Origin of the sequence: Prochlorococcus sp. MIT 0701, from assembly GCF_000760295.1 — a bacterium.
Taxonomy (GTDB): Bacteria; Cyanobacteriota; Cyanobacteriia; order PCC-6307; family Cyanobiaceae; genus Prochlorococcus.
In genome coordinates this window covers 60904-80689 of record NZ_JNBA01000024.1, presented here as the reverse complement: position 1 = coordinate 80689, position 19786 = coordinate 60904, and the positions used below count along the sequence as shown (strand labels likewise).

Here is a 19786-nt window from a genome sequence, read left to right as displayed (position 1 = left end):
TTTAAATCAGAAATGGTAAATTCCTGCGCTCCCTATTAAGCAAAAGAATAGCAATCCAGATCCCCAAAACATTCATACCTAACAAAAATATCCCAACCTGCCACTGCACATCGGCTGACATCAGAGTGTGACGGACTGGGCTCAAAATTCTATAAATAGGATTCAAATTGGCCGTCCAGGCATAAGCTCCCAAGTTGGCTTTCTTATACAAAATGGGAGACAACAAAAACACCAACTGCAAAACGATAGGAACTACCTGATAGAAGTCACGAAAGCGTGCCCCAAGCAGGCACACCAGCATAGGAAACCAATAGATAAACAAAAACAGATTAGCTATCGGCAACCATCCATGAAGTAATAAATTCAGGAACAAGTTGTGTTGATAATAACTAAGAGCTAATAGTACCAATACAAACGACTGTGCAAAGGTTTGTACCTGAAAAGACCATTCCTCAAGCGTGTAAAAGATCGGGTGCAAATTCGTATTCAATATATGACTCTGGTTATGCTCGAACAGATTGGGAGCAGTTCCAATCGCTGATCCAATGGTGTTCCATACGACTAACCCCAAGCCCAAATACACCACATAGGTGTTGAAGTCCTGCACTTTGAATACGGCTCCGTAGACCGTCGCAAGAGCAGCAATCGACAACAAATTGGACAATCCGAGCCAAAAACTGCCCAAGAAGGTTCGAGCAAAGCGCGCACGCGTTCGAGCTGTGCCGGTAAACCACCAGACACGTCGCATCCGCCAGGCTTCGCGAATGGTTGCACGGATCGAGTTGGATTGATTCATCCTGCACTCCTGCCCGGCTGATGACCACGGTGATAAACACTCAAGGCCTCTTCTAATGAACCATCAAAAACGATTTTTCCCTCATCAAACAGCAACCCTCGCTGGCAGAAGCGACGCAATAACTCATCAGAATGAGAGGCCAAAAACAACGTGCCGGTGGTGTCTAGGAAAGTGTGCAACCGCTCTTGTGCCTTTTGATAAAAACTACTATCACCAGCACCAAATCCCTCATCCATCGCCAAGCAATCGTGGCTGCCAAAGGTGAGAACTGCAAACAACAATCGCGCTGCCATACCTTGACTGTAGGTCTTCACAGGCAAATGAATGAAATCACCTAGGCCCGAGAAGGTCACCACGTCTTCGCTGTAGTCTTGAAAACCACGCAGGTTGCCTTTCACCAGTAAATAGTGCGCCTTGATTGCCTGAATTCCACTCAGCTCTGGACTAGTAATAAAGCCCTTATGAATCATGGGGAAAACCGGAACATGTGCCCGGAAGCGGCCGACGCTGTGCTGATAAATACCAGAAATCAAACGGAGAAAAGAGCTCTTACCAGCACCGTTGTGACCGATCAGGCCCACCCGCTCTCCCTCACGCACAGTACATGTCACATCATCGAGGGCCGTGATCACAGCGCCACTCCCGCTGCGATTTAAACGACCACCAGTGACAGAGCGAATCAGTGAAGCCTTCAGGCTGCGAGTCTCAGTTGTGAACACTGGAATATCGAGACGCACATTCTCGAGTTCGAGAACAACTCGCTTCAAATCAGACTCCTGATCAGTTGCCAAATAGTGCGGCATTGCTTGTCCAAAGTGAGCTGTCGAGCGTTGCTTAGACCCGCTTGGGATAGCTGTTGCCAAAGATCCGGTTCGTTGGCAAGCCGGTTTAGCCCTACTGCAAGACTAGCTCCTTGATCATCGATGTCAAAAAGCAAAGACGCCTGGCTATGCAGTTCCTCATGCACAGGGATGCGACTGGCCAAAGTGGGTACACCGCAAGCCTGGGCCTCAAGCAATGGATAATCGAACCCCTCCATCAAACTTGTTGACAACAAGCAGAAACTTTTGCGCAGCTGATGTTCGAGGTCTTTCGCCGACAAATGCTTGAACCAAAGCACACGCTCCTGCAATTGAAGCTGTCGCATGAGCATCTGTAGCCGATTTGTCTCACGTCCAGCGCTGCCCACGATCACCAAAGACCCCGGCCAAGTATTTTGTTGCTGCAAGAATTCAGCAAACCCCTGCAAGGCGAGAGCAATGTTTTTGTTGCGCGCATGACGGGCCAACAACAAGCAATCGCCACTGAAAGGAGACTGAATAGGATCTTCAACAGTCTCAACACCGTTGTGAATCACCACAACACGACTAGCTGGCAAGCCATCAGCCACCAATAGATCTGCAACATATTCACTGATCGCAATCACGCGAGTTGCACCCTGCAAATGTCGAGACAGCCAAAAACGACTGCGCCAATTTGCTCGCCTACTACTAGGTAAAAACAAAGGTATGAGGTCATGACAAGTGATGACCTGTGGCCGGTCACGCACCGTTAGCAATCGATCGGTATAAGGGGAATAGATCACCGCAGGATCAGCCTTGCGCACAAGACGGCGAACGGGCACGGCATGCTGAACCAATGCATTGGCCTGCAAACAACGCATGAAGCCGCTTGACTGACTTGATGGCAAAACAGCATCACTTGCCAACTCAGCCTTGCCTTCGTTCCGCAAACGCAGCTGCGTGGGGAGCTTCTCACCAGTTGCGTCTTGCCAGGCTGACAAGAGCCGCTCCACATAACGGCTCAAGCCTGTAGATGCTGGTTGATAAGGCAGCAGATTGACCAGCAGGTCTTGAGAACTCATGATCCTCCTTAACTCTGCTCAGGACCTATGTCCTGAAACTGGTGCGTCCAGATCGCACGCGAAAATAAAGCGTTGTATCGCGCTCGAGACTGCTTATCTAATTGCATCAGCAAGTCTTTATCACTCAACAAACGTTGCAGCACAAATGCCAAATCCTTGGGCTGCTGTGACCATGTCATCCCTGCAAGTTGACCGACCCAGCCCATGCCAGAACGCTGCCGCTGAAATGCCAAGGAAGGAATACCAGCCGCCATCGCTTCCAACTGCACGATTCCGAAGGCCTCATTACTGCGATCCGACGGAAGCACCAACACGTCAGCCCATTCCAAACAACAAAGCTTGATCTGTTCATCTACACAGCCCAGAAACTGAACCCTGTGATCGCCATGAAAAAGTTGCTGGCTGAGCTTCTCAAAAGCAACTCGCCGCGGCCCATCTCCCACCACCTGAAGACACCACTCTCCCTCAACTGCAGCCAAAGCCTGCAACAGCAAATCCAAGCGCTTGTAACTATCAAGCCTGCCAATGAAGAGCACCCGCAAGGGAGCTTCAGCCTCATGCATCCGCAGTGGCAACGCCAAAGCCGACCGCTCTAATTCGGCATCCAAGCAACAAGGAAGAACCTTCAACCGAGCGGAATGACAACCACATCGCAGCAACTCAGCTGCGAGAGCTGGTGAAGTGGTCACCACAACGCTGAACCATGGAATTAGCCGTAAAGCCAGCCACTGGTACAAGCCAAAAAGGATGCCACTCCAACCAGGAGAACACTCCAAAAACGCATGCCAGTGAACACTCACCCATCGCTTGGGCTGCAGCAGCCGAGCCAACACCAAGATGAACAAAACACCTGGAGAGGGCAAATGGCCATGCAGAGGCTCAGATGAAAACAACAGCTGTCGCAACTGAAGGCTGGGTCGAGGCAAGAGCAAACGCCCCAGTTGAAGCCGCGGCAGCCGCTGCCGCAGGTAAGCCACTGGCAAAGAATCTGGCAAGTTCCTTAGCTGAGGCTGAGCATCAAGGCTATAAACCGGTCGCTGCCAATTACTAGCTAATTCATGAGCAACACGCTCGATACCACCAAAACCAGGTGGCCACTCGCGTAGAAGCTGCAAACAAGGCCTCTTCAAGGTGCCAGTGGCAATTTCAGCCAGGGATGGCGCAAAGCAAGACGGCGAGAAAGCACCCTTTGGCTTCGGCCAGTCTCTACAAAGGTCATCGCCTGTCGATGACTGCGATACAAGGCCAACAAGCGCGGACATTGCAGCCCATGCCAACCAGCCGTAATCAACTTGCACCAAAAGTCATAGTCCTCCCACCCTCCTACAAGGTGGGTGTATCCGCCGACTGCTCGCCAGGCACTGCGCCTCACCAAAGCCATCGCATCAATGATGTTGCCTTCGACAAAGCCCGATTCTTGCCAGGAAGGACCACCAAGTAACGAACGCTGCTCATCCGATCGGTCTCCTTCAATCTCCATACCCACCAAAGGATGAACAACCGCTAAGTGAGGGCATTCACTGCCACTCTCGGCAACCGCCAAGCAAGCCTGCACTGCTTCTGGCAAAAGGCGATTGTCAGCATCAAGCACAAAACACCAAGCAGAGGTTGCCGCCTCGAAAGCCGTGTTGCGTGCCACTGCCAATCCAGCGTTCTGGTGATGCCGCAACAGCAACAAGCGCACAAACGGGTGATCGCCCTCAAGCACTTGAGTCTCCATCCAAGACTTGATCACACCAGCGCTGTCGTCCTGTGATGCGTCATCCACCACGATCAGCTCCAATCCTGACAATGACTGATCTCGCACGCTCTTGAGAGCAGTTGTAATCCTCTTCTCATAGTTAAAAGAACTCACTACCACTGCCACACGAGGAGGGGTATCAATGCTCCAAACGAACAGTTCATCGCAAAGCGGCGGCGAGCGGTCTTCCGCAAGCGCCATAAGCGTTTCACCCCGATGCATTGCCCTGATGTCTTCTGGCAGTAATGGTTGCTCCACTATCAGTGGCGTTGCAGCTGGCCGCTCTAATGCCGAAAGGTCCGCATCTATTAGCTGATCCCTTGACTGCACAAAGAACAGTCGTGCTGACTCACGACAAGCCTTTGCCAGCCAACCAGCTGCAGCAACAGCACAGCCCGGCTCAGGACAACGCAAGTCTTGCCAGCCAGGGAGATATGCAATCTGGAGGTCTTCAACCTGTCTTCCTCTCTCCTCCTCTGCAGCAAGCGCCTGATCCCAGGTTGACCCCGCTGCACCAAGCACAATCAAATGATCTTTTGGAGGTGGTGCTAAGCCGAGATGCTCGCCCCAACAGCGAGGAGATGCCGCCGAATCTTGCTGCAACCAACCATTTACAGGAGTGAGTGGATCAAGCCACCAAGCTGGGAAGCCAAGAGCACGAAGTAATAGAACACGGGCAGGGTCTGGATCCCAAATCCACTGCTGCACCCTCAGATGATTGAGCCAATGAACGGCTCGATCCACTGAGGGGAGTTCTTGGTTCAAAGTGATTCGCAGCTCTGGTTCACCTGTATCCCGCAAAGACTGCAAGCGCAGCTGATTAGGGCCGCTAGTTGCTGAAGACAACTGACGCTCAGCAAGACCATTCAGCGGCAAACGTTGCAACCAAAGATGACTAGACCAATCCAACCAGGAGGAACCGCAACTACTCAGCACCACCTCCCCTGGAGGCAAAGCCAAACTTCCTGGTGCGCGTGGTGCAGGGTAGGGTCTCCATTTTTTCAACAAAGTGGGCCACCCTCCAGGATCAGCTACGAGCTCCTCCTGCAATGGCCATGGCTCCTTATCCAATGGCAAAGAACCTGCAGCACTTGCTGATGGCCAGCGACGCGGCAATGGTCTCCGCTGAAGCCTGCGGTGCAAACGCAACACTGCAGGGGCTAATTCGAGTACGACGTCTTGGTCCAATCCATGCCGATGTTCCGGCTTAATGAACGCCAGAGCATCGTCGAGCTGAGCTTGTTTGGGCTGCAGCTCAGGCAAATCCAACAACAACTGACGGATCTGATTCTCTGGCTGCTCAAACCACCCTGAAAACTCCACTAGCGTCAGCCGCTGTGGATCATCACAAACATTCAAAACATCAAGATTGTTTTGCCACCAAATGCGTTGAGCCCTGCCTTCATTCATGCCAGTAATCGGACCTTCGCGACGAATCAGAGATCTCACTACCTCCGCCGGATCACGAACTACCAAGACCAATTTCAGAGGAATATTTAATTCAGCAGTGAGCTTCTGCCAAATAGGCAATAGGCGACAACATCGAGGGTCTGTAAATGCCCATATCCCTTTCTGACGAAGACTTTCCTTTTTGAGCAGGCTACGCAAACGCAGTTTGTATTCAACCGTGGCCGAGTGATCAAACCAAGCATCAGGCAATGGAAGAGTGCCCTTAGAAGAAGGCCACCAACGCTCCAAGTCAATCAGCAGTCGTTCCTGAAGATCAACAACCTCGCGCCACTCGAAATAACCCTCTGGGTTGTTCTGATCTCCTGCAATCTGCTCACCCGGAAGCAACACTCCAAGCCGTTGCATGACCCCACTGAGCATGGAATTACCGCTGCGGTGCGCTCCAAGCACCAACAACAGAGGGGATGGTGTCAAATCCACAGAGATAGCTCTTGCGGAGATTAACCGCCCCCCACAGACATCAGGCCAATGCGCTCGCCGTCATAGCCGGAGCGCTCCCGCACTCGAAGACACCAATCACGATGATCGAGATACCACTGCACTGTGGCGGCAAGTCCCTGATCAAAACGATGGTTAGGCTGCCAACCAAGCTCAGCACTGATGCGATCAGGATTAATCGCATATCGGCGATCATGACCTGGGCGGTCTTTTACGCGAGTAATCAAACACGCATGAGGCGCCTTTTGGGGATGCAATCTATCCAGATGGGTGCAGATCGCCTCCACCACTTGTCGGTTAGAACATTCTCCATGGCCACCGATGCAATAAGTACGGCCAGATTGGCCTTCAGTAGCCGCTAACAACAAAGCATCAACATGATCCTCTACGTACAACCAGTCGCGCACATTGGCGCCATCGCCATAAAGGGGAATCTGTTCACCAGCTAGTGCCTTGAGAATCACCACTGGGATGAGCTTCTCAGGAAACTGCCAAGGTCCATAGTTGTTTGTGCAATTCGTCAGCACAACAGGCAAGCCATAGGTGTGATGCCAAGCCCGTACCAAGTGATCACTCGCCGCCTTGCTAGCCGCGTATGGAGAGCGAGGGTCATAGGGAGTGGTTTCCTCAAAGCGCCCCTCGGGACCCAGCGAGCCAAACACCTCGTCTGTACTGATGTGCAGCAAGCGAAAGGAGCGCTGCCGCTCTAACGGCAACACTTGCCAATGAGCAAGCACAGCTTGTAGTAGATGAAATGTACCAGTGACATTGCTTTCTAAGAACGCTGCCGGCCCATCAATGGATCGGTCAACATGACTTTCAGCAGCAAGGTGCAACACAAGGTCAGGGTCTGACTTCTGAACGGCCATCTTCGTGGCCTCTGCATCTAAAAGATCGACTTGCAATAGCTGATGACGTGACTCATCAGATGCCAAACAAGCTGCCTCACGAAGGGCGGTTAGTTGGTGTTCAATACTGCTGAGATCACTGGCATAGCTAAGCTTGTCAAGGTTGAAAACACGAGTCCGGGATTCGCGTAACAACCTTCTAACGACAGCTCCGCCAATAAAGCCAGCTCCGCCAGTTACTAGAACTCGCTGAATCGATGCAGGAATAACGACTGTCATCCGAAGCAGCTCGCCGGAATAAAGAATAAGCGCCGTGCCGCAACTCAACCAAAACTCAGATGTAATCCAAGATCAAATGATGAAGCATCCAAGCCTTCCAAGTTCAGACTTCCTAAGGAAGTCTGAACAATCAGATCATTCCCCTCCTGTTTCACACCAACGCTATTTCCATGTGCAAGCAGCAGACGATCCCCTTCCTCTGTACTGAAGTCAACAACCCGATCGTGGCCAGTTGAAATCTTGATCACATCGGCTCCGAGATCCCCAAAAATACGATCATTACCCTGGCTTCCATCAAGCCAATCATCACCTTTACCCCCCCGAAGCGTGTCATCACCGCGGCCGCCAAAGACCGTGTCATTGCCCAAATTGCCATTCATCCAATCAGATCCTTTGTTGCCATTCATCCAATCATTGCCACTGCCACCACGAATCTTGTCGTTACCAGACATTCCGCGAATGCGATCGTTGCCTAAGCGACCATTGAAAGCCTCTGAATAATTCTCTCCAGTGATCTGATCATTTCCATCACCAAATCGCTGCATCTCAGCACCCCAAATTGATACCAAAGCCTCTAAATCATTAACTGAATAGGCATTCGGCCAACTCCCCGCCAGTGGGCTGCGATAAGCCATCACCGTATCTTCTGGATAGGCACTGGTCCATGGATCCGTCATCCCATCAACGACATCACCATCAGAGTTATCAAAAGGATGCTCAAGCCCAAGAGCATGGCCCAATTCATGAATAAGGGAATAACGCAAATAATTCAGATCATCGCCAAAAGACGGTGCATTGATAAATAGCTCCCACCAATCACGACCCGCCTGAGTATTCGTCGTCGCGAGACCCAGAGTGTCACCACCAAGCTCAATCTCACTATCATAATACAATTGAATATCGCTAGTGGCTTGACTAACGGAGAAGCGAAAGTCCACGTCCAAGCGCTGATCGAGAAACAGCACAATGTTCTGAAAAAACTGCTGGTCTGCAACGCTGATCGGAAGGCTGGAAATTGTTTGACTGCCGAACTCCCCACCCCCCACCGCAGCCGAACCACCAGGAGTATGCAAATAGATGTCAATGAAGCCATCCCGATTGAGCTGACTCCGCGTAAAAGTCGCCAAATCTTCTGCAATCAGCTCATTGGCCGCAATTGACCTCATTGCAGTACTGGAATAGTTATAGCTACCTGTTTTTAGTTCTATTTGCCGATTAAGTTCACATAAGAAGCACATAATAACTTGCTACGTCATGCTCAAGTGTCTCATTCAGACTAGTCAAAACAAGGTGTTTGTATACCCTTCATCTGAAAGTTTCAGCCGTCTCTCAGCTGATGTTAAGGGGCTTGCATACCCTTCATTTGAAGGTTTGAGCCGCAGGCAACTGGTCAAGCAAAAGAGCAACAGCATCCTTCTGAGAAAGAGATGCTGGAATCTGATTACCATCAACGTGCACAACAGGCCAGGCAATTCCTAGGCGTGGATCATCCCAGCGGATCGCCCGTTCACAATCGCGACTCCAAAAATCCGTGGCTTTGTACAGGACCTCAGCATGACTACTGAGGGTCAGAAAGCCATGAGCAAAGCCAACCGGTATCCAAAGCTGCTGATGCTGATCAGCATTCAAATGTGCTCCTGCCCACTGACCATACGTTGCTGAACTACGCCGCAGATCAACTGCAACATCAAAGATCTCACCTGCCACGCAACGCACCAGCTTGCCCTGGGGATGCGGCGGCAATTGATAGTGAAGTCCGCGCAGCACGCCACAAGACGAACGCGAGTGATTGTCTTGGACAAAATCAGGCGCTTCCTGCCCATAACTGGCCAAAACGTCCTGCCAACGACGCTGATTCCAACTCTCAAAGAAAAATCCCCGCTCATCGCCATGCACCTGAGGAGACAACAACAGAGGTCCGTTTAGATGGATCCCTGCCGAGGAGGTCAGGACTTCAGCTTGCATGAGTGGATTCTGCTTGAGGATTCTCAAGGACTTGCAGGAGATAGTCGCCATAACCGCTCTTGCATAGGGGAGCAGCCAAATCGGCCAGCTGCTCAGCCGTGATCCAGCCCAATCGCCAAGCCACCTCTTCAGGGCAGCCCACTTTGAGACCTTGTCGATGCTCCAAGGTGCGGATATATGCAGCAGCCTCATGCAACGAATCACAGGTGCCCGTATCCAACCAAGCCATGCCACGACCCATTAATTCCACGCGCAGTAATCCTTCGCTCAAATACTGACGATTGAGATCCGTAATCTCAAGTTCTCCACGCAGCGATGGTTCCACGCGCCGAGCACGCTCGACCACCGTCGAGTCATAGAAATAAAGACCGGTTACGGCATAACGACTCCTAGGCTTTACAGGCTTCTCCTCAATGCTCAACACCTGCCCATCAGCAGCAAACTCGACAACGCCATAACGCTCGGGGTCACGCACCGGATAAGCAAACACCGTGGCACCAGCCCCAGAAGCATTGCTAGCCAAAAGTTGGGGGACCAAATCATGACCGTGAAACAAGTTATCTCCGAGCACTAATGCTGCTGGTGCTTCAGCTAAAAAATCAGCACCAATCACAAACGCCTGAGCCAAACCATCAGGACTGGACTGCACTGCATAGCGAATCTCCATCCCCCAAGCACTGCCATCTCCAAGCAAGCGCTGAAAAGCCACCTGATCGTTTGGAGTGGTGATGATCAATACCTCCCTGATACCCGCCAACATCAGCGTGGTAAGCGGATAGAACACCATCGGTTTGTCGTAAACAGGCAGCAGTTGCTTGCTTACTGCTTGGGTGATCGGATGCAGACGCGTGCCATTGCCGCCAGCAAGGATTATTCCTTTGCGATCCATAACCACCTTAGGCTGGCTAAATGCTGCCATGTATGCATGCGAAATAAATAGCCCTTGGTACAAGCAAACCAGCCAGTCATCGTTAATCAGGCTCAAGTGCAACAGCCTGGAACACTGATCACACTTGCCAAGAACTGGGCAAAGCTACTAAGCAAGCCCATTTGAAAGCAAAAAACAGCAGAACGTTTCCCTTTCATTGCTGATGCGCATGAACAGGCCATGCCTGAGCAGGCCGCGCTTGAAGTTCAAACGTGGAGAGGCTTCTCAGTAGCTGCAGCGGGCAGCCTGAGAAAATACTGCCATCAAAAACTGGCTATGGCTGGCATCCGCCTAATCCAACACGCTCCTGGGGCCCCAGGCCTGCGCTGGCTTGGCTTAGGTCCAGGGCTCAAACCCACTCGGGGGTTACTCAAGCTGCAACGTTTGCTCAATAAGCATGCCTTCTGGGCCCAAGGCCGCAGCACGGCAAGCCTGCGCAAGATTCTCGCAGGCAGCAACGTGATCATTAGCCTCTGGCGCGGCAAACGCCTAGTGGGCTTCGGACGTGCAACAAGTGACGGCATATGCCGTGCCGTTCTATGGGACATCGTCGTAGCTGGCGACCTACAGGGGCATGGCTTCGGGCGGCAAGTGATCGACGCCCTGCTGGCAGCTCCTGGTATACGCGGTGTCGAACGCGTCTATCTGATGACTACCAAAAGCCAAGGCTTCTACGAGCAACTCGGCTTTGAAAACTCCACGAATCAACAGCTACTCCTGTTGAAACACAAGAACAACTAATTTTTCAACCTAGCAAGCGGATGAAGAGATTCGAACTCTCGACCCTCTCCTTGGCAAGGAGATGCTCTACCACTGAGCTACATCCGCAGATGCCGTTAAGGCAAACGTCTCATTAGACGGAATGATCATCCATCACAAAGGTGCCAAAGGTCAATCACACAAACCCAAAGCAAACCCATACAGCCTTAAGGACAGAGTTAGTTATCTCAAACAGGATCACCAGATCCCAAACAAACACAACCGCCAAATCAAAACCAGTACATCAAGACTTCTGGTCAGCTCTAATCACCAGCATCACCTGCTGCAATGCCAAGCGCCAATGCTTTGGCTCCAAATCCAGCAACTTATGAGAGAGAGAACAATCCAATAGGGAATAAGACGGGCGTTTAGCAGGAGTGGGGTATTTAGCGGTAGAAATCGGCTGCACTTCAGCTGCACGTTTAAGCAGACCGCTCTGCTGCCCAAGATCACCTATTGCCACAGCAAAGTCATACCAACTGGCAACTCCCGCATCGCTCCAGTGCAACAGCGTTGGCATTGATGCCAAAAGAGGCTGATGGTCTGGCTTTCCCGCTGATTTGACTCCACTATTGATCAAAGTCCAGCAGGCATCTGCCAAACCCAGCGTGGCAGTTGGGCATCCCACTTGGTCGGCCACTACACACAACGGTTCAGCAGCCAACGCCCGTTGATGATGCAACCGCAACATGGTGAGCAAAAAATTATTTCCTAAAGGGCCATAGAGCCAGCTCGTGCGTAAAACCACCGCACGGCCTTCACAGCCAAGGAGCTTCTGCACGGCCATCTCTCCAGCCGCCTTACTCGCTCCATAAACACCGAGTGGATTGAGCTGCTGTTCAGGGCGATAAGGATGGCCTTGATTGCCAGAAAACACAAAATCCGTACTCAGCTGCAGCATTCGACCTCCACTGTCTTTAAGGGCCTTGGCAAACGCCAACGGCGCCCCAGCATTCACCATCTCAGCCAAAGCAGGCTCAGACTCGGCGAGATCAACTGCGGTGTAAGCACCAGCATTAATCACCCAATCGGGCCGATGGTGACGTACAGCCTCCTTGCACGCTTCGGCATCAGACAAGTCCAGCGCCAACACACCATCAGAACCATGACGACTGGTCGCGATCAACTCAAAAGGTTGGCCAAGAACGAAAGCAGGTTGCCTAGAGCGGAGAGCCTGACCAAGCTGGCCTGAAGCGCCGGTAAGCAGCACTTTCATTAACGGTCAGGCCAATAATGCAAGGGAAGACATCAGCGAGCCCATCTCTAGGGCCTGCAGCCCAAAACTCCAGCCCAAATTGCTCTTGATACCAGCCCGCTCAAGCGCTTGTTGCATGGTGTCGGTGGTGAGCACACCAAAAATCACCGGGACGCCTGTCTCTCTGGACACTGAAGCAATTCCCTTACTGGCTTCAGACACAACCACATCAAAATGGGGTGTATCGCCTCGAATCACAGCTCCAAGGGTAATCACCACCTGATAGCGACCACTACGCGCAAGATTCTGAGCCACAAGGGGCAATTCAAACGAACCGGGCACCCAGGCCACATCAAGTTGAGAACTGGTTGCAGATGTATCAACCCCATGACGTGCCAAGCAATCAAGGCAACCGCTTAGCAACTTGCTGGTCACCAAATCATTGAATCTCGCCACAACAACTGCTATACGCATGCCCTTGGCATCCGTAAAGCATCCTTCAAATGTAGCCATCATTCAGTGGCAGAAACTGCCCACATGCTCTCATCAAAGCAATTGAGTGATTGGTTCAAACCACCAAAAAGCTGATTGCTCCGTTGAGCAAAACAAGATGGAACCAAACCCCGCCAATGATTTCGATCTTTTTGATTTCAGGGTTGCGGCGATCGCCAGGATTTTTTTGGGTTGCATAAAGCACCGGAATCCCAACAACCAAAAGCAATGATGCGAACAAAAGGGCGTTCACAGCGATGTCGGAAATGATCTGCATGGAGTTGAGGCGGCGGAGCCAATGCTCTGATCTTCGAAAATTCTCCCACGAGGCCGAGGCTTCTCATGAAAAGGCCGGCATGGGTGTCGCGAGGCTTCACATCCTGCCCAACACACCAGACTTACGATGCCATCTCTTTGCTGGCAGGATGATCCAATGACTGCCAACGCAGAGTTGTTGCAAGGCAGTCTGTTTGGTGATCTGGGACCGCAGTCAAACGCTGAAAGCTGCGCAGAAACCATGACACGGGCTCTGAGTAACGATCTCTCTGATCAAGAACTCGTCGAGGAATCCCTAAAAAGGCCCCGCAATCGACATAAGCCAACATCCGTTCCAAGCATCCCACTTGATTCTGAAAGCCAAGAGCAACTCGAAACAGCCGATAACGACAACGACCTACCCGCCTGGGCACACCACAGCCTCGTCAACCCTGAGCAGCTCACGCCAATGCTGCGTCACTACGTGGAACTCAAGGCCAAACATCCCGAAAGGATCTTGCTCTACAGACTTGGCGATTTTTTTGAATGCTTTTTTGAAGATGCCATTCAGCTCTCAAGACTGCTGGAGCTGACTCTCACTGGCAAGGAAGGTGGTAAACGGATCGGTCGTGTGCCGATGGCAGGCGTCCCCCACCACGCTGCAGAGCGCTATTGCGCCGACTTGATCCGCCATGGGCTAAGCGTGGCCATTTGTGACCAACTGGAAACAACTCCAAGCAAAGGCGCACTGCTCAAACGTGACATCACCAGGGTGCTCACCCCAGGAACGGTTCTTGCAGAAGGCATGCTGACAGCTCGCCGCAACAATTGGCTAGCAGCAGTTGTGGTTGAGCCAGCACAAGGCAACCAACCATTTTGCTGGGGTCTAGCCAACGCCGATGTCAGCACAGGTGAGTTTCTGGTCACTCAACGGCAGGGGAGCGCTGAGCTGCACCAACACCTGGCTCAGCTAGAGGCTTCGGAACTGATCATGGCTCAACAGATCGGAGAAAGCAGCAGACCTGCCTGGTGTCCGGAGCAGCTATTCCTGACCAGGATGGCCAATACCCCCTTCAGCCAGCCAGAGGCCGAGCGAACGCTGCTCAATCATTACCGGCTTAGCACCCTTGATGGTCTAGGGCTGCAAGAGGTGCCTTTAGCACTAAGGGCCGCCGGGGGACTGCTGACTTATCTAAGAGACACCCAACCTCTCGCTGAAAACGTCGATGAAGGCATCGCCCCGATGCCACTGGAACATCCGCTCACAGTGTTCGCCGACGATGCCTTAGTGCTCGACGCCCAAACCCGACGCAACCTAGAACTCACTAGCACCCAGCGGGACGGCCAGTTTCAAGGGTCACTGCTGTGGGCCGTAGACCGTACCCTCACCGCAATGGGAGCCCGCTGCCTGCGCCGCTGGATCGAAGCCCCCCTTCTAGACAGCAAAGCCATCCGCGCCCGTCAATCGGTGGTGAACCATCTCGTGGAGACTCGCTCCCTGCGGCAGTCACTTCGACGCTTGCTGCGACCGATGGGAGATCTAGAACGGCTGGCCGGCAGGGCCGGCGCCGGTCATGCTGGTGCCCGTGAGCTAGTGGCTATTGCCGATGGCATTGAACGATTACCACGGCTAGCAGAGCAATTACACAATGCATTGAGCTCTGCCCCACACTGGCTCGACAACTTGCTGACTCTGGATAAGAGCCTGCCAAAGCTGGCGGCGAGTATCCGCGAGCAATTGATCAATAACCCACCGCTCAGCCTCAGCGAGGGAGGCCTCATGCACGACAACGTCGATCCGCTGCTGGATGGCCTGCGCAATCAATTGGATGACCAGGACACCTGGCTTGCAGGTCAGGAAGTCCAAGAACGCAAACTCAGTGGCAACCCTAATCTGCGCCTTCAATACCACCGTACCTTCGGCTACTTCCTAGCCGTAAGCAAAGCCAAGGCTTCCATGGTGCCGGACCACTGGATCCGCCGGCAGACCCTGGCCAACGAAGAACGCTTCATCACACCAGATCTCAAAACCCGGGAGGGGCAGATCTTCCAGCTCAGAGCAAGGGCCTGCCAACGGGAATACGAACTGTTCTGCCAATTGCGCGAGCAAGTGGGCCAACAGGCAACTGCAATCCGTAAAGCAGCCCGGGCCGTGGCAGGACTCGATGCGCTAGTCGGGCTAGCAGAAGTAGCCGCCACTGGAGACTATTGCTGCCCAGAGATCGATAACAGCAGAGAACTACAGCTCAAAACCTGCAGACACCCAGTGGTGGAACAACTACTGGTAGAGAAGTCCTTCATCCCTAACGATGTAGAACTTGGCAAGGCCATCGACCTCGTCGTACTCACCGGCCCAAATGCCAGTGGCAAAAGCTGCTACCTGCGTCAAATCGGCCTCATACAGTTGCTAGCCCAGGTGGGTAGTTGGGTGCCTGCAAAGCAGGCCCGTGTTGGCATCGCAGACCGCATCTTCACCCGCGTCGGCGCCGTCGATGACCTAGCGGCAGGACAGTCCACCTTCATGGTGGAAATGGCAGAAACGGCCAATATTCTCCATCACGCCAGCGATCGTTCCTTAGTGCTTCTCGATGAGATTGGACGTGGCACTGCCACCTTTGATGGCCTTTCCATTGCCTGGGCGGTGAGCGAACACCTGGCAACAGATCTTAGAAGCCGCACTGTGTTCGCGACCCACTATCACGAACTCAATGGGCTGAGCCAAGAGCTGACCAATGTCGCCAATTCTCAAGTTTTGGTGGAGGAAACAGGCGACGACCTGGTGTTCCTACATCAGGTGGCTGCAGGCGGTGCAAATCGCAGTTACGGCATTGAAGCCGCCCGTCTAGCTGGTGTACCGGATGACGTGGTGCAACGAGCAAGGCAGGTGTTGGCTGAGCTCCAAGACGATGACTCCTCTCTGCAAGCCCTGCCAAGCTCGAAAACCATCAAGAGGCAAGGCTGAGAACCTTTCGCCTAACACCGACCCACTAGCCTCAATTCGCGCCAAAAAACATCGTGGACGACCTCAAAGAGAGCGTTCGGGAGAGCCTCAAAATGCTCCCCAAAGACATTGTGGTTCTGCTTCGAAGTAAAACCTGTTGAGGTCACTCGTGCAGAGGATGGTCATTGATCAAGACTGCGAAGCTGTTCAGTTACCCGCCGAAAAACCTGATCAGCCGATTGCGAATTTCTGCGAACAGCATGGGCTAAATGATCAGGAACGTCTAGAGCGTTATCTCTCTGATCAAGGACTGATCAAGCCAGACCTCATTCATCCACTCGGTGTCCCTCTAAAAGTGCAGCATTACAATAGAAAGATGAAAACCAAGCTATTCATAGCATCAGTATCAAGATTAATCTAGAAAAATAAAATTCACAATCCATATCATTTCCAATCAATCGTTTTGCAAAATAAAGATGTGAGCTACGTCACGATTGAATGTGAGCAAGTGCTCGACTCAAAAAGTTCTAGATCACATCTAAATTCATAACATTGATGAAAATTGATTGAGTCATTTAAAAGGCATGGCCTTTTCTACAATCATGAAACGACTCTTCAGAACTATCGGTACAACTAACAAGCAATCAAAGAGCAGAGACTTCATCAGTGAATCACTGAATTTGGCAAAGCCAAAAGAAAATCAGAACAATCAAATTAGCGAAGGGCATTCAAGCCACTATTACTATAATAGTAGCGAGAGGCTTGAACGAGAACAGCCCTTTGAGCTCGAAGCGAGGGAAGCATCAAATGCAAACAACAAAACAGAAAATTCTAATCGCGAGGGCAATCTATCTTTTGACAGGCAAGAAACATTCAATGTTCATAATGCCACGAGCCTAGAAGATCCGATTCTAGGGAATCAGCCGGCCCAAAACACATTTGGCCTACGCCTAAGACAGCCGTTTGGTTCATTCAATCATAGAGGCTTCTATTCCATGGCCAATCAGCACAATCACGATGCATCAGATCCTGATTCTAGCAACCGTGGAAATTCCTCGTTCAGGGGCAATCAAAATGATCGCAATGAATCACGCGATGATTTCAATCATCAAGGCCAATTCGAAAGGGAAGAAAACAGGTTTTCCATGGATAAACAAAACTGGATGGCAAGAAAAGCTCAACAGGAGTTTCCAGAAGATCTTACAAGCGGTGAACATGAAGCTGGCGAAGAAGGTGGTTCACGCAACCCATTTAGCAAAGGCTTTAATCGACAATCTTTCAAACATATCCCACGACCATACGATGTCGATTTAAGTATAAGTATCAAGCCATGGGACTTGAGTGTAGAAAGTCTATTTGATTATGGTTATACCCGAATTTATGATGCATCACACGACGGCACGAAAAAAGAAGTGTTTGAAGATGGTGCAATCAGAATCAATTATGATGGTGATTTCTTAAATGATAACAGGTTGGATTTCTCAGATATTTTTGGCTGGAGTTGGGGCCCAATGTCAACAATGAAGATTGGCAGTGTTGAAGCTCAAGTCAATGCAATTCACACGACTACGGGAGAGAATATAGATCTAGGCGCATATACCCTAGATCTCTCAGAAGATCGTTTTCTTGTCGATCTTAACGGAAAAATAGAAGCCTCTGAAAGCTTCCTAGATAGACGCAGTAGCTGGGACTTTGATGTAGATATTGATGCTGTGTTCGGTAGCATGAGGGAAAATATAGAAGACTTTGATGAAACACTAACAATGATTGATGCGCTTGATTGGAGTACATTTGATGGTGATATTGAAGCCAATACTTTTAATTATTATGATATGGATACCTTGGGGTGGGTAGGTTCTGAATATGATTCAGCTAGAATTTACAAGGCGCGTGGTGGAACCGACGAACTAATACTCAATGGTATTGATAGTGCAGACATCAAGAGCTTCAATGGCGAAAGCTTCAGTAGTCTTACTGATTACACAACGATCGGCGAACAGGCCATTTATCAAGGCACAGCTTTCGACATCTTGAGCCTCACCAATGGGGATGAGATTTATCTGCAAGGTTTTGAGAAGATCACCACCGAAGACGATAGCTACCGCATTAGAGAAGGAATGAGCGACAGTACAAAAGAACAATGGAATCTAAATGCTATGGATGTTTCCGGTGCTTGGAGATTCAACAAAGGTTCTGAAGATGTCAAGCTTGTATCTCTAGATACTGGTCTTAATGATGTTGCAGGCAGTGTCACTGATGCTCATAATGAAATCTCACATGTTCAAAACGAAAGTGCAAAATCAAGCAACTCTCATGGTCATCGAGCGATGAGTGTGATGGCAGCTAAGCATGACAATCAAAACCTGGCAGGCATTGCTCCCGGAAGTCAACTTGTTGCCTACAATGTTTGGGCTGACGGTGTACTAGATTCCATAGAAGATGCAAAAGATAAGCGCAATTGTGGCGAACGTTTAGTCTTCCAAAACGGCGCGGGTTTCGGGGGTAGTGACTTCACCACTGCCGAAATGACAGCAAGCCTAGATGAAACTGAAAGTTATGCATTCTTTGCTGCTTCTGCAGGTAATGATGGCGACAAAACCTCCGTGGCTGGAGCAGGTGGGTTGGCACCATTCCAAACATCCCATGCCAATGTTGCAAGTATCGGTGCTCTGCAGTTCACAGGCACAGAAGAAATCGATGCAATTACTGGGGGTTCACTTACTAATGTGACAGGTACTCAACTTGCTGGTTATTCCAATGCAGGCGACAACCTCACATTAGTAGCACCAACAGATAGTAAGGCAATTGATGCCAATGGTGTAATTGGAACCTACGGCGGAACCTCTTGTGCAAACCCCAATGCCGCTGGAGTTGCTGCTCTTGTTTGGAGCGAAAATACAGACCTGAGTGGGGGTGATGTTAGAGAAATCCTGACAACAAGTGCCATGGATCTAGGAGATCCAGGGCGTGACGACACCTACGGTGCAGGCACAATCAATGCTGAATCTGCAGTTCGTCGCTCGCATGCCCTCTCAGTCGATCATGAATTAGCCAGTCTCTACAGCAATACGGATTTTCTAGCTTGATTCACAACGCTTTCTAAGCGTTTCTACTTTCATCGCCCTGGGCATATGTCCAGGGCTTTTTTTAGGACTTCAATCTCATTGATACAACCAAGCACGACGTAAAAGAGCATTGACCGTCGCGGCAACCAGACCAGCCCCACCCCGACTACCCATTAAGCGAATATGAGCCAGTCCGCTAACAGCTAACCGCCGCTTGCTGTCAGATACACCTACAAACCCAACAGGCATGCCGATAATCAGGCTAGGAGGGGGTGCACCTGTAGACACCAGATCCAACAAAGCTTCCAAAGCCGTTGGTGCACTACCAATCAGCACAATCGGCGCTTGTTGATCCACATCTTTAGCCGCCAATTCTTGCCATGCGCATCGCAAGCCTTCGGCTGTTCGCGTGGAACCGTTTGGTGCATCATCCGGCGCCCACTCGAGCACACTTCTTACAGATGGCTTCAACGTTCGCAACGCCATCGGACGCACTGCTACAGCCGCCATGGCCGTATCGGTGATAATTGGCGCTCCGGCCTGCAAAGCAGCCAGCCCAAGCTCACAAGCCTCTGGAGTAAAGCGCAGCAAAGGAGTTAGGCCAAAATCCCCACTGCTGTGAATCAAACGCTCCAACACCTGCTGCTGCAAGGGATCCAAACCCGTTACACCCAACTGCTCCCGAATGCGGCGAATGCTTTCCGTGAAGATCGGATGATCAAGCGACTTCACGTTTCTGCCTTAAGCCCG

General features: G+C 51.2%; 17 protein-coding genes and 1 tRNA gene. 4 read left to right on the top strand and 14 right to left on the bottom strand.

The genetic code is table 11. From position 1 onward, the window contains the following. Window position 1 precedes the first annotated feature (1 nt). From EV12_RS05915 to rfbA, 9 genes are all read right to left on the bottom strand, one after another. A complete protein-coding gene (locus tag EV12_RS05915) occupies window positions 2-796 on the bottom strand; it encodes an ABC transporter permease (protein WP_036913238.1) in 795 nt (264 codons plus the stop codon). After that, entirely contained in the window at window positions 793-1563 is a 771-nt protein-coding gene (locus EV12_RS05910) for an ABC transporter ATP-binding protein (protein WP_241466995.1), read from the bottom strand. Before EV12_RS05910 ends, EV12_RS05915 begins: the two co-directional genes overlap by 4 nt. Next, entirely contained in the window at window positions 1560-2660 is a 1101-nt protein-coding gene (locus tag EV12_RS05905; RefSeq protein WP_036913235.1) for a glycosyltransferase family 4 protein, read from the bottom strand. Before EV12_RS05905 ends, EV12_RS05910 begins: the two co-directional genes overlap by 4 nt. Window positions 2661-2668: 8 nt before the next feature. After that, on the bottom strand, window positions 2669-3775 hold the full coding sequence (locus EV12_RS05900; RefSeq protein WP_241466580.1) for a glycosyltransferase family 4 protein: 1107 nt from the start codon (window positions 3773-3775) through the stop codon (window positions 2669-2671). An 11-nt stretch (window positions 3776-3786) separates the two neighbouring features. Next, window positions 3787-6285, bottom strand: a complete 2499-nt coding sequence (locus tag EV12_RS14620) for a glycosyltransferase (protein ID WP_152562376.1) — start codon at window positions 6283-6285, stop codon at window positions 3787-3789. 26 nt (window positions 6286-6311) lie between these two features. Further along, window positions 6312-7436 (bottom strand): dTDP-glucose 4,6-dehydratase, encoded by a 1125-nt coding sequence (rfbB, locus tag EV12_RS05890; RefSeq protein ID WP_036913229.1) that lies wholly within the window; start codon window positions 7434-7436, stop codon window positions 6312-6314. Between the two features lie 44 nt (window positions 7437-7480). Next, window positions 7481-8602 carry a hypothetical protein gene (locus EV12_RS12900; RefSeq protein ID WP_052039561.1) on the bottom strand — a complete coding sequence of 374 codons (1122 nt, stop codon included), beginning with the start codon at window positions 8600-8602 and terminating at the stop codon, window positions 7481-7483. Window positions 8603-8795: 193 nt separating this feature from the next. Next, the gene (gene rfbC / locus EV12_RS05880) at window positions 8796-9401 is read right to left on the bottom strand and encodes a dTDP-4-dehydrorhamnose 3,5-epimerase (protein WP_036913226.1); all 606 of its coding nucleotides are present in this window, start codon (window positions 9399-9401) and stop codon (window positions 8796-8798) included. Next, complete coding sequence (gene rfbA / locus EV12_RS05875; RefSeq protein WP_241477276.1) at window positions 9391-10320, bottom strand: glucose-1-phosphate thymidylyltransferase RfbA; 930 nt, start codon at window positions 10318-10320, stop codon at window positions 9391-9393. Before rfbA ends, rfbC begins: the two co-directional genes overlap by 11 nt. A gap of 285 nt (window positions 10321-10605) precedes the next feature. Between rfbA and EV12_RS05870 the strand changes: the two genes are divergently transcribed. After that, window positions 10606-11070: a GNAT family N-acetyltransferase gene (locus EV12_RS05870; RefSeq protein ID WP_036913330.1), complete on the top strand. Its 465-nt coding sequence runs from the start codon at window positions 10606-10608 to the stop codon at window positions 11068-11070. Window positions 11071-11085: 15 nt separating this feature from the next. On the opposite strand, the gene EV12_RS05865 is transcribed toward EV12_RS05870, so the two are convergent. From EV12_RS05865 to psbZ, 4 genes are all read right to left on the bottom strand, one after another. After that, a tRNA-Gly gene (locus EV12_RS05865) sits at window positions 11086-11157 on the bottom strand. 175 nt (window positions 11158-11332) lie between these two features. Further along, entirely contained in the window at window positions 11333-12304 is a 972-nt protein-coding gene (rfbD, locus tag EV12_RS05860) for a dTDP-4-dehydrorhamnose reductase (protein ID WP_036913223.1), read from the bottom strand. A 6-nt stretch (window positions 12305-12310) separates the two neighbouring features. Then, a complete protein-coding gene (gene ribH, locus EV12_RS05855; RefSeq protein ID WP_036913219.1) occupies window positions 12311-12796 on the bottom strand; it encodes a 6,7-dimethyl-8-ribityllumazine synthase in 486 nt (161 codons plus the stop codon). Between the two features lie 55 nt (window positions 12797-12851). Beyond that, a complete protein-coding gene (gene psbZ, locus EV12_RS05850; protein WP_011129459.1) occupies window positions 12852-13052 on the bottom strand; it encodes a photosystem II reaction center protein PsbZ in 201 nt (66 codons plus the stop codon). A 156-nt stretch (window positions 13053-13208) separates the two neighbouring features. Here psbZ and mutS point away from each other — a divergent pair, with 156 nt between their 5' ends. From mutS to EV12_RS05835, 3 genes are all read left to right on the top strand, one after another. Beyond that, window positions 13209-15992: a DNA mismatch repair protein MutS gene (gene mutS, locus EV12_RS05845; RefSeq protein ID WP_036913328.1), complete on the top strand. Its 2784-nt coding sequence runs from the start codon at window positions 13209-13211 to the stop codon at window positions 15990-15992. A gap of 136 nt (window positions 15993-16128) precedes the next feature. Beyond that, complete coding sequence (locus tag EV12_RS05840; protein WP_241477275.1) at window positions 16129-16392, top strand: hypothetical protein; 264 nt, start codon at window positions 16129-16131, stop codon at window positions 16390-16392. Window positions 16393-16555: 163 nt separating this feature from the next. Further along, window positions 16556-19057, top strand: coding sequence for a S8 family peptidase (locus tag EV12_RS05835; RefSeq protein WP_036913217.1), 2502 nt, complete (start codon window positions 16556-16558; stop codon window positions 19055-19057). A 75-nt stretch (window positions 19058-19132) separates the two neighbouring features. Here EV12_RS05835 and EV12_RS05830 read toward each other — a convergent pair whose 3' ends face one another. Then, the gene (locus tag EV12_RS05830) at window positions 19133-19768 is read right to left on the bottom strand and encodes a precorrin-8X methylmutase (protein WP_036913214.1); all 636 of its coding nucleotides are present in this window, start codon (window positions 19766-19768) and stop codon (window positions 19133-19135) included. Window positions 19769-19786 lie beyond the last annotated feature (18 nt).

Coding starts and splice junctions, on each gene's coding strand:
- EV12_RS05915 (WP_036913238.1), bottom strand. CDS start 796: ATGAATCAATCCAACTCGATCCGTGCAACCATTCGCGAAGCCTGGCGG.
- ribH (WP_036913219.1), bottom strand. CDS start 12,796: ATGGCTACATTTGAAGGATGCTTTACGGATGCCAAGGGCATGCGTATA.
- EV12_RS05835 (WP_036913217.1), top strand. CDS start 16,556: ATGGCCTTTTCTACAATCATGAAACGACTCTTCAGAACTATCGGTACA.
- rfbD (WP_036913223.1), bottom strand. CDS start 12,304: ATGAAAGTGCTGCTTACCGGCGCTTCAGGCCAGCTTGGTCAGGCTCTC.
- rfbC (WP_036913226.1), bottom strand. CDS start 9,401: ATGCAAGCTGAAGTCCTGACCTCCTCGGCAGGGATCCATCTAAACGGA.
- EV12_RS05870 (WP_036913330.1), top strand. CDS start 10,606: ATGGCTGGCATCCGCCTAATCCAACACGCTCCTGGGGCCCCAGGCCTG.
- EV12_RS12900 (WP_052039561.1), bottom strand. CDS start 8,602: ATGAGGTCAATTGCGGCCAATGAGCTGATTGCAGAAGATTTGGCGACT.
- mutS (WP_036913328.1), top strand. CDS start 13,209: ATGACTGCCAACGCAGAGTTGTTGCAAGGCAGTCTGTTTGGTGATCTG.
- psbZ (WP_011129459.1), bottom strand. CDS start 13,052: ATGCAGATCATTTCCGACATCGCTGTGAACGCCCTTTTGTTCGCATCA.
- rfbA (WP_241477276.1), bottom strand. CDS start 10,320: ATGGCAGCATTTAGCCAGCCTAAGGTGGTTATGGATCGCAAAGGAATA.
- rfbB (WP_036913229.1), bottom strand. CDS start 7,436: ATGACAGTCGTTATTCCTGCATCGATTCAGCGAGTTCTAGTAACTGGC.
- EV12_RS05905 (WP_036913235.1), bottom strand. CDS start 2,660: ATGAGTTCTCAAGACCTGCTGGTCAATCTGCTGCCTTATCAACCAGCA.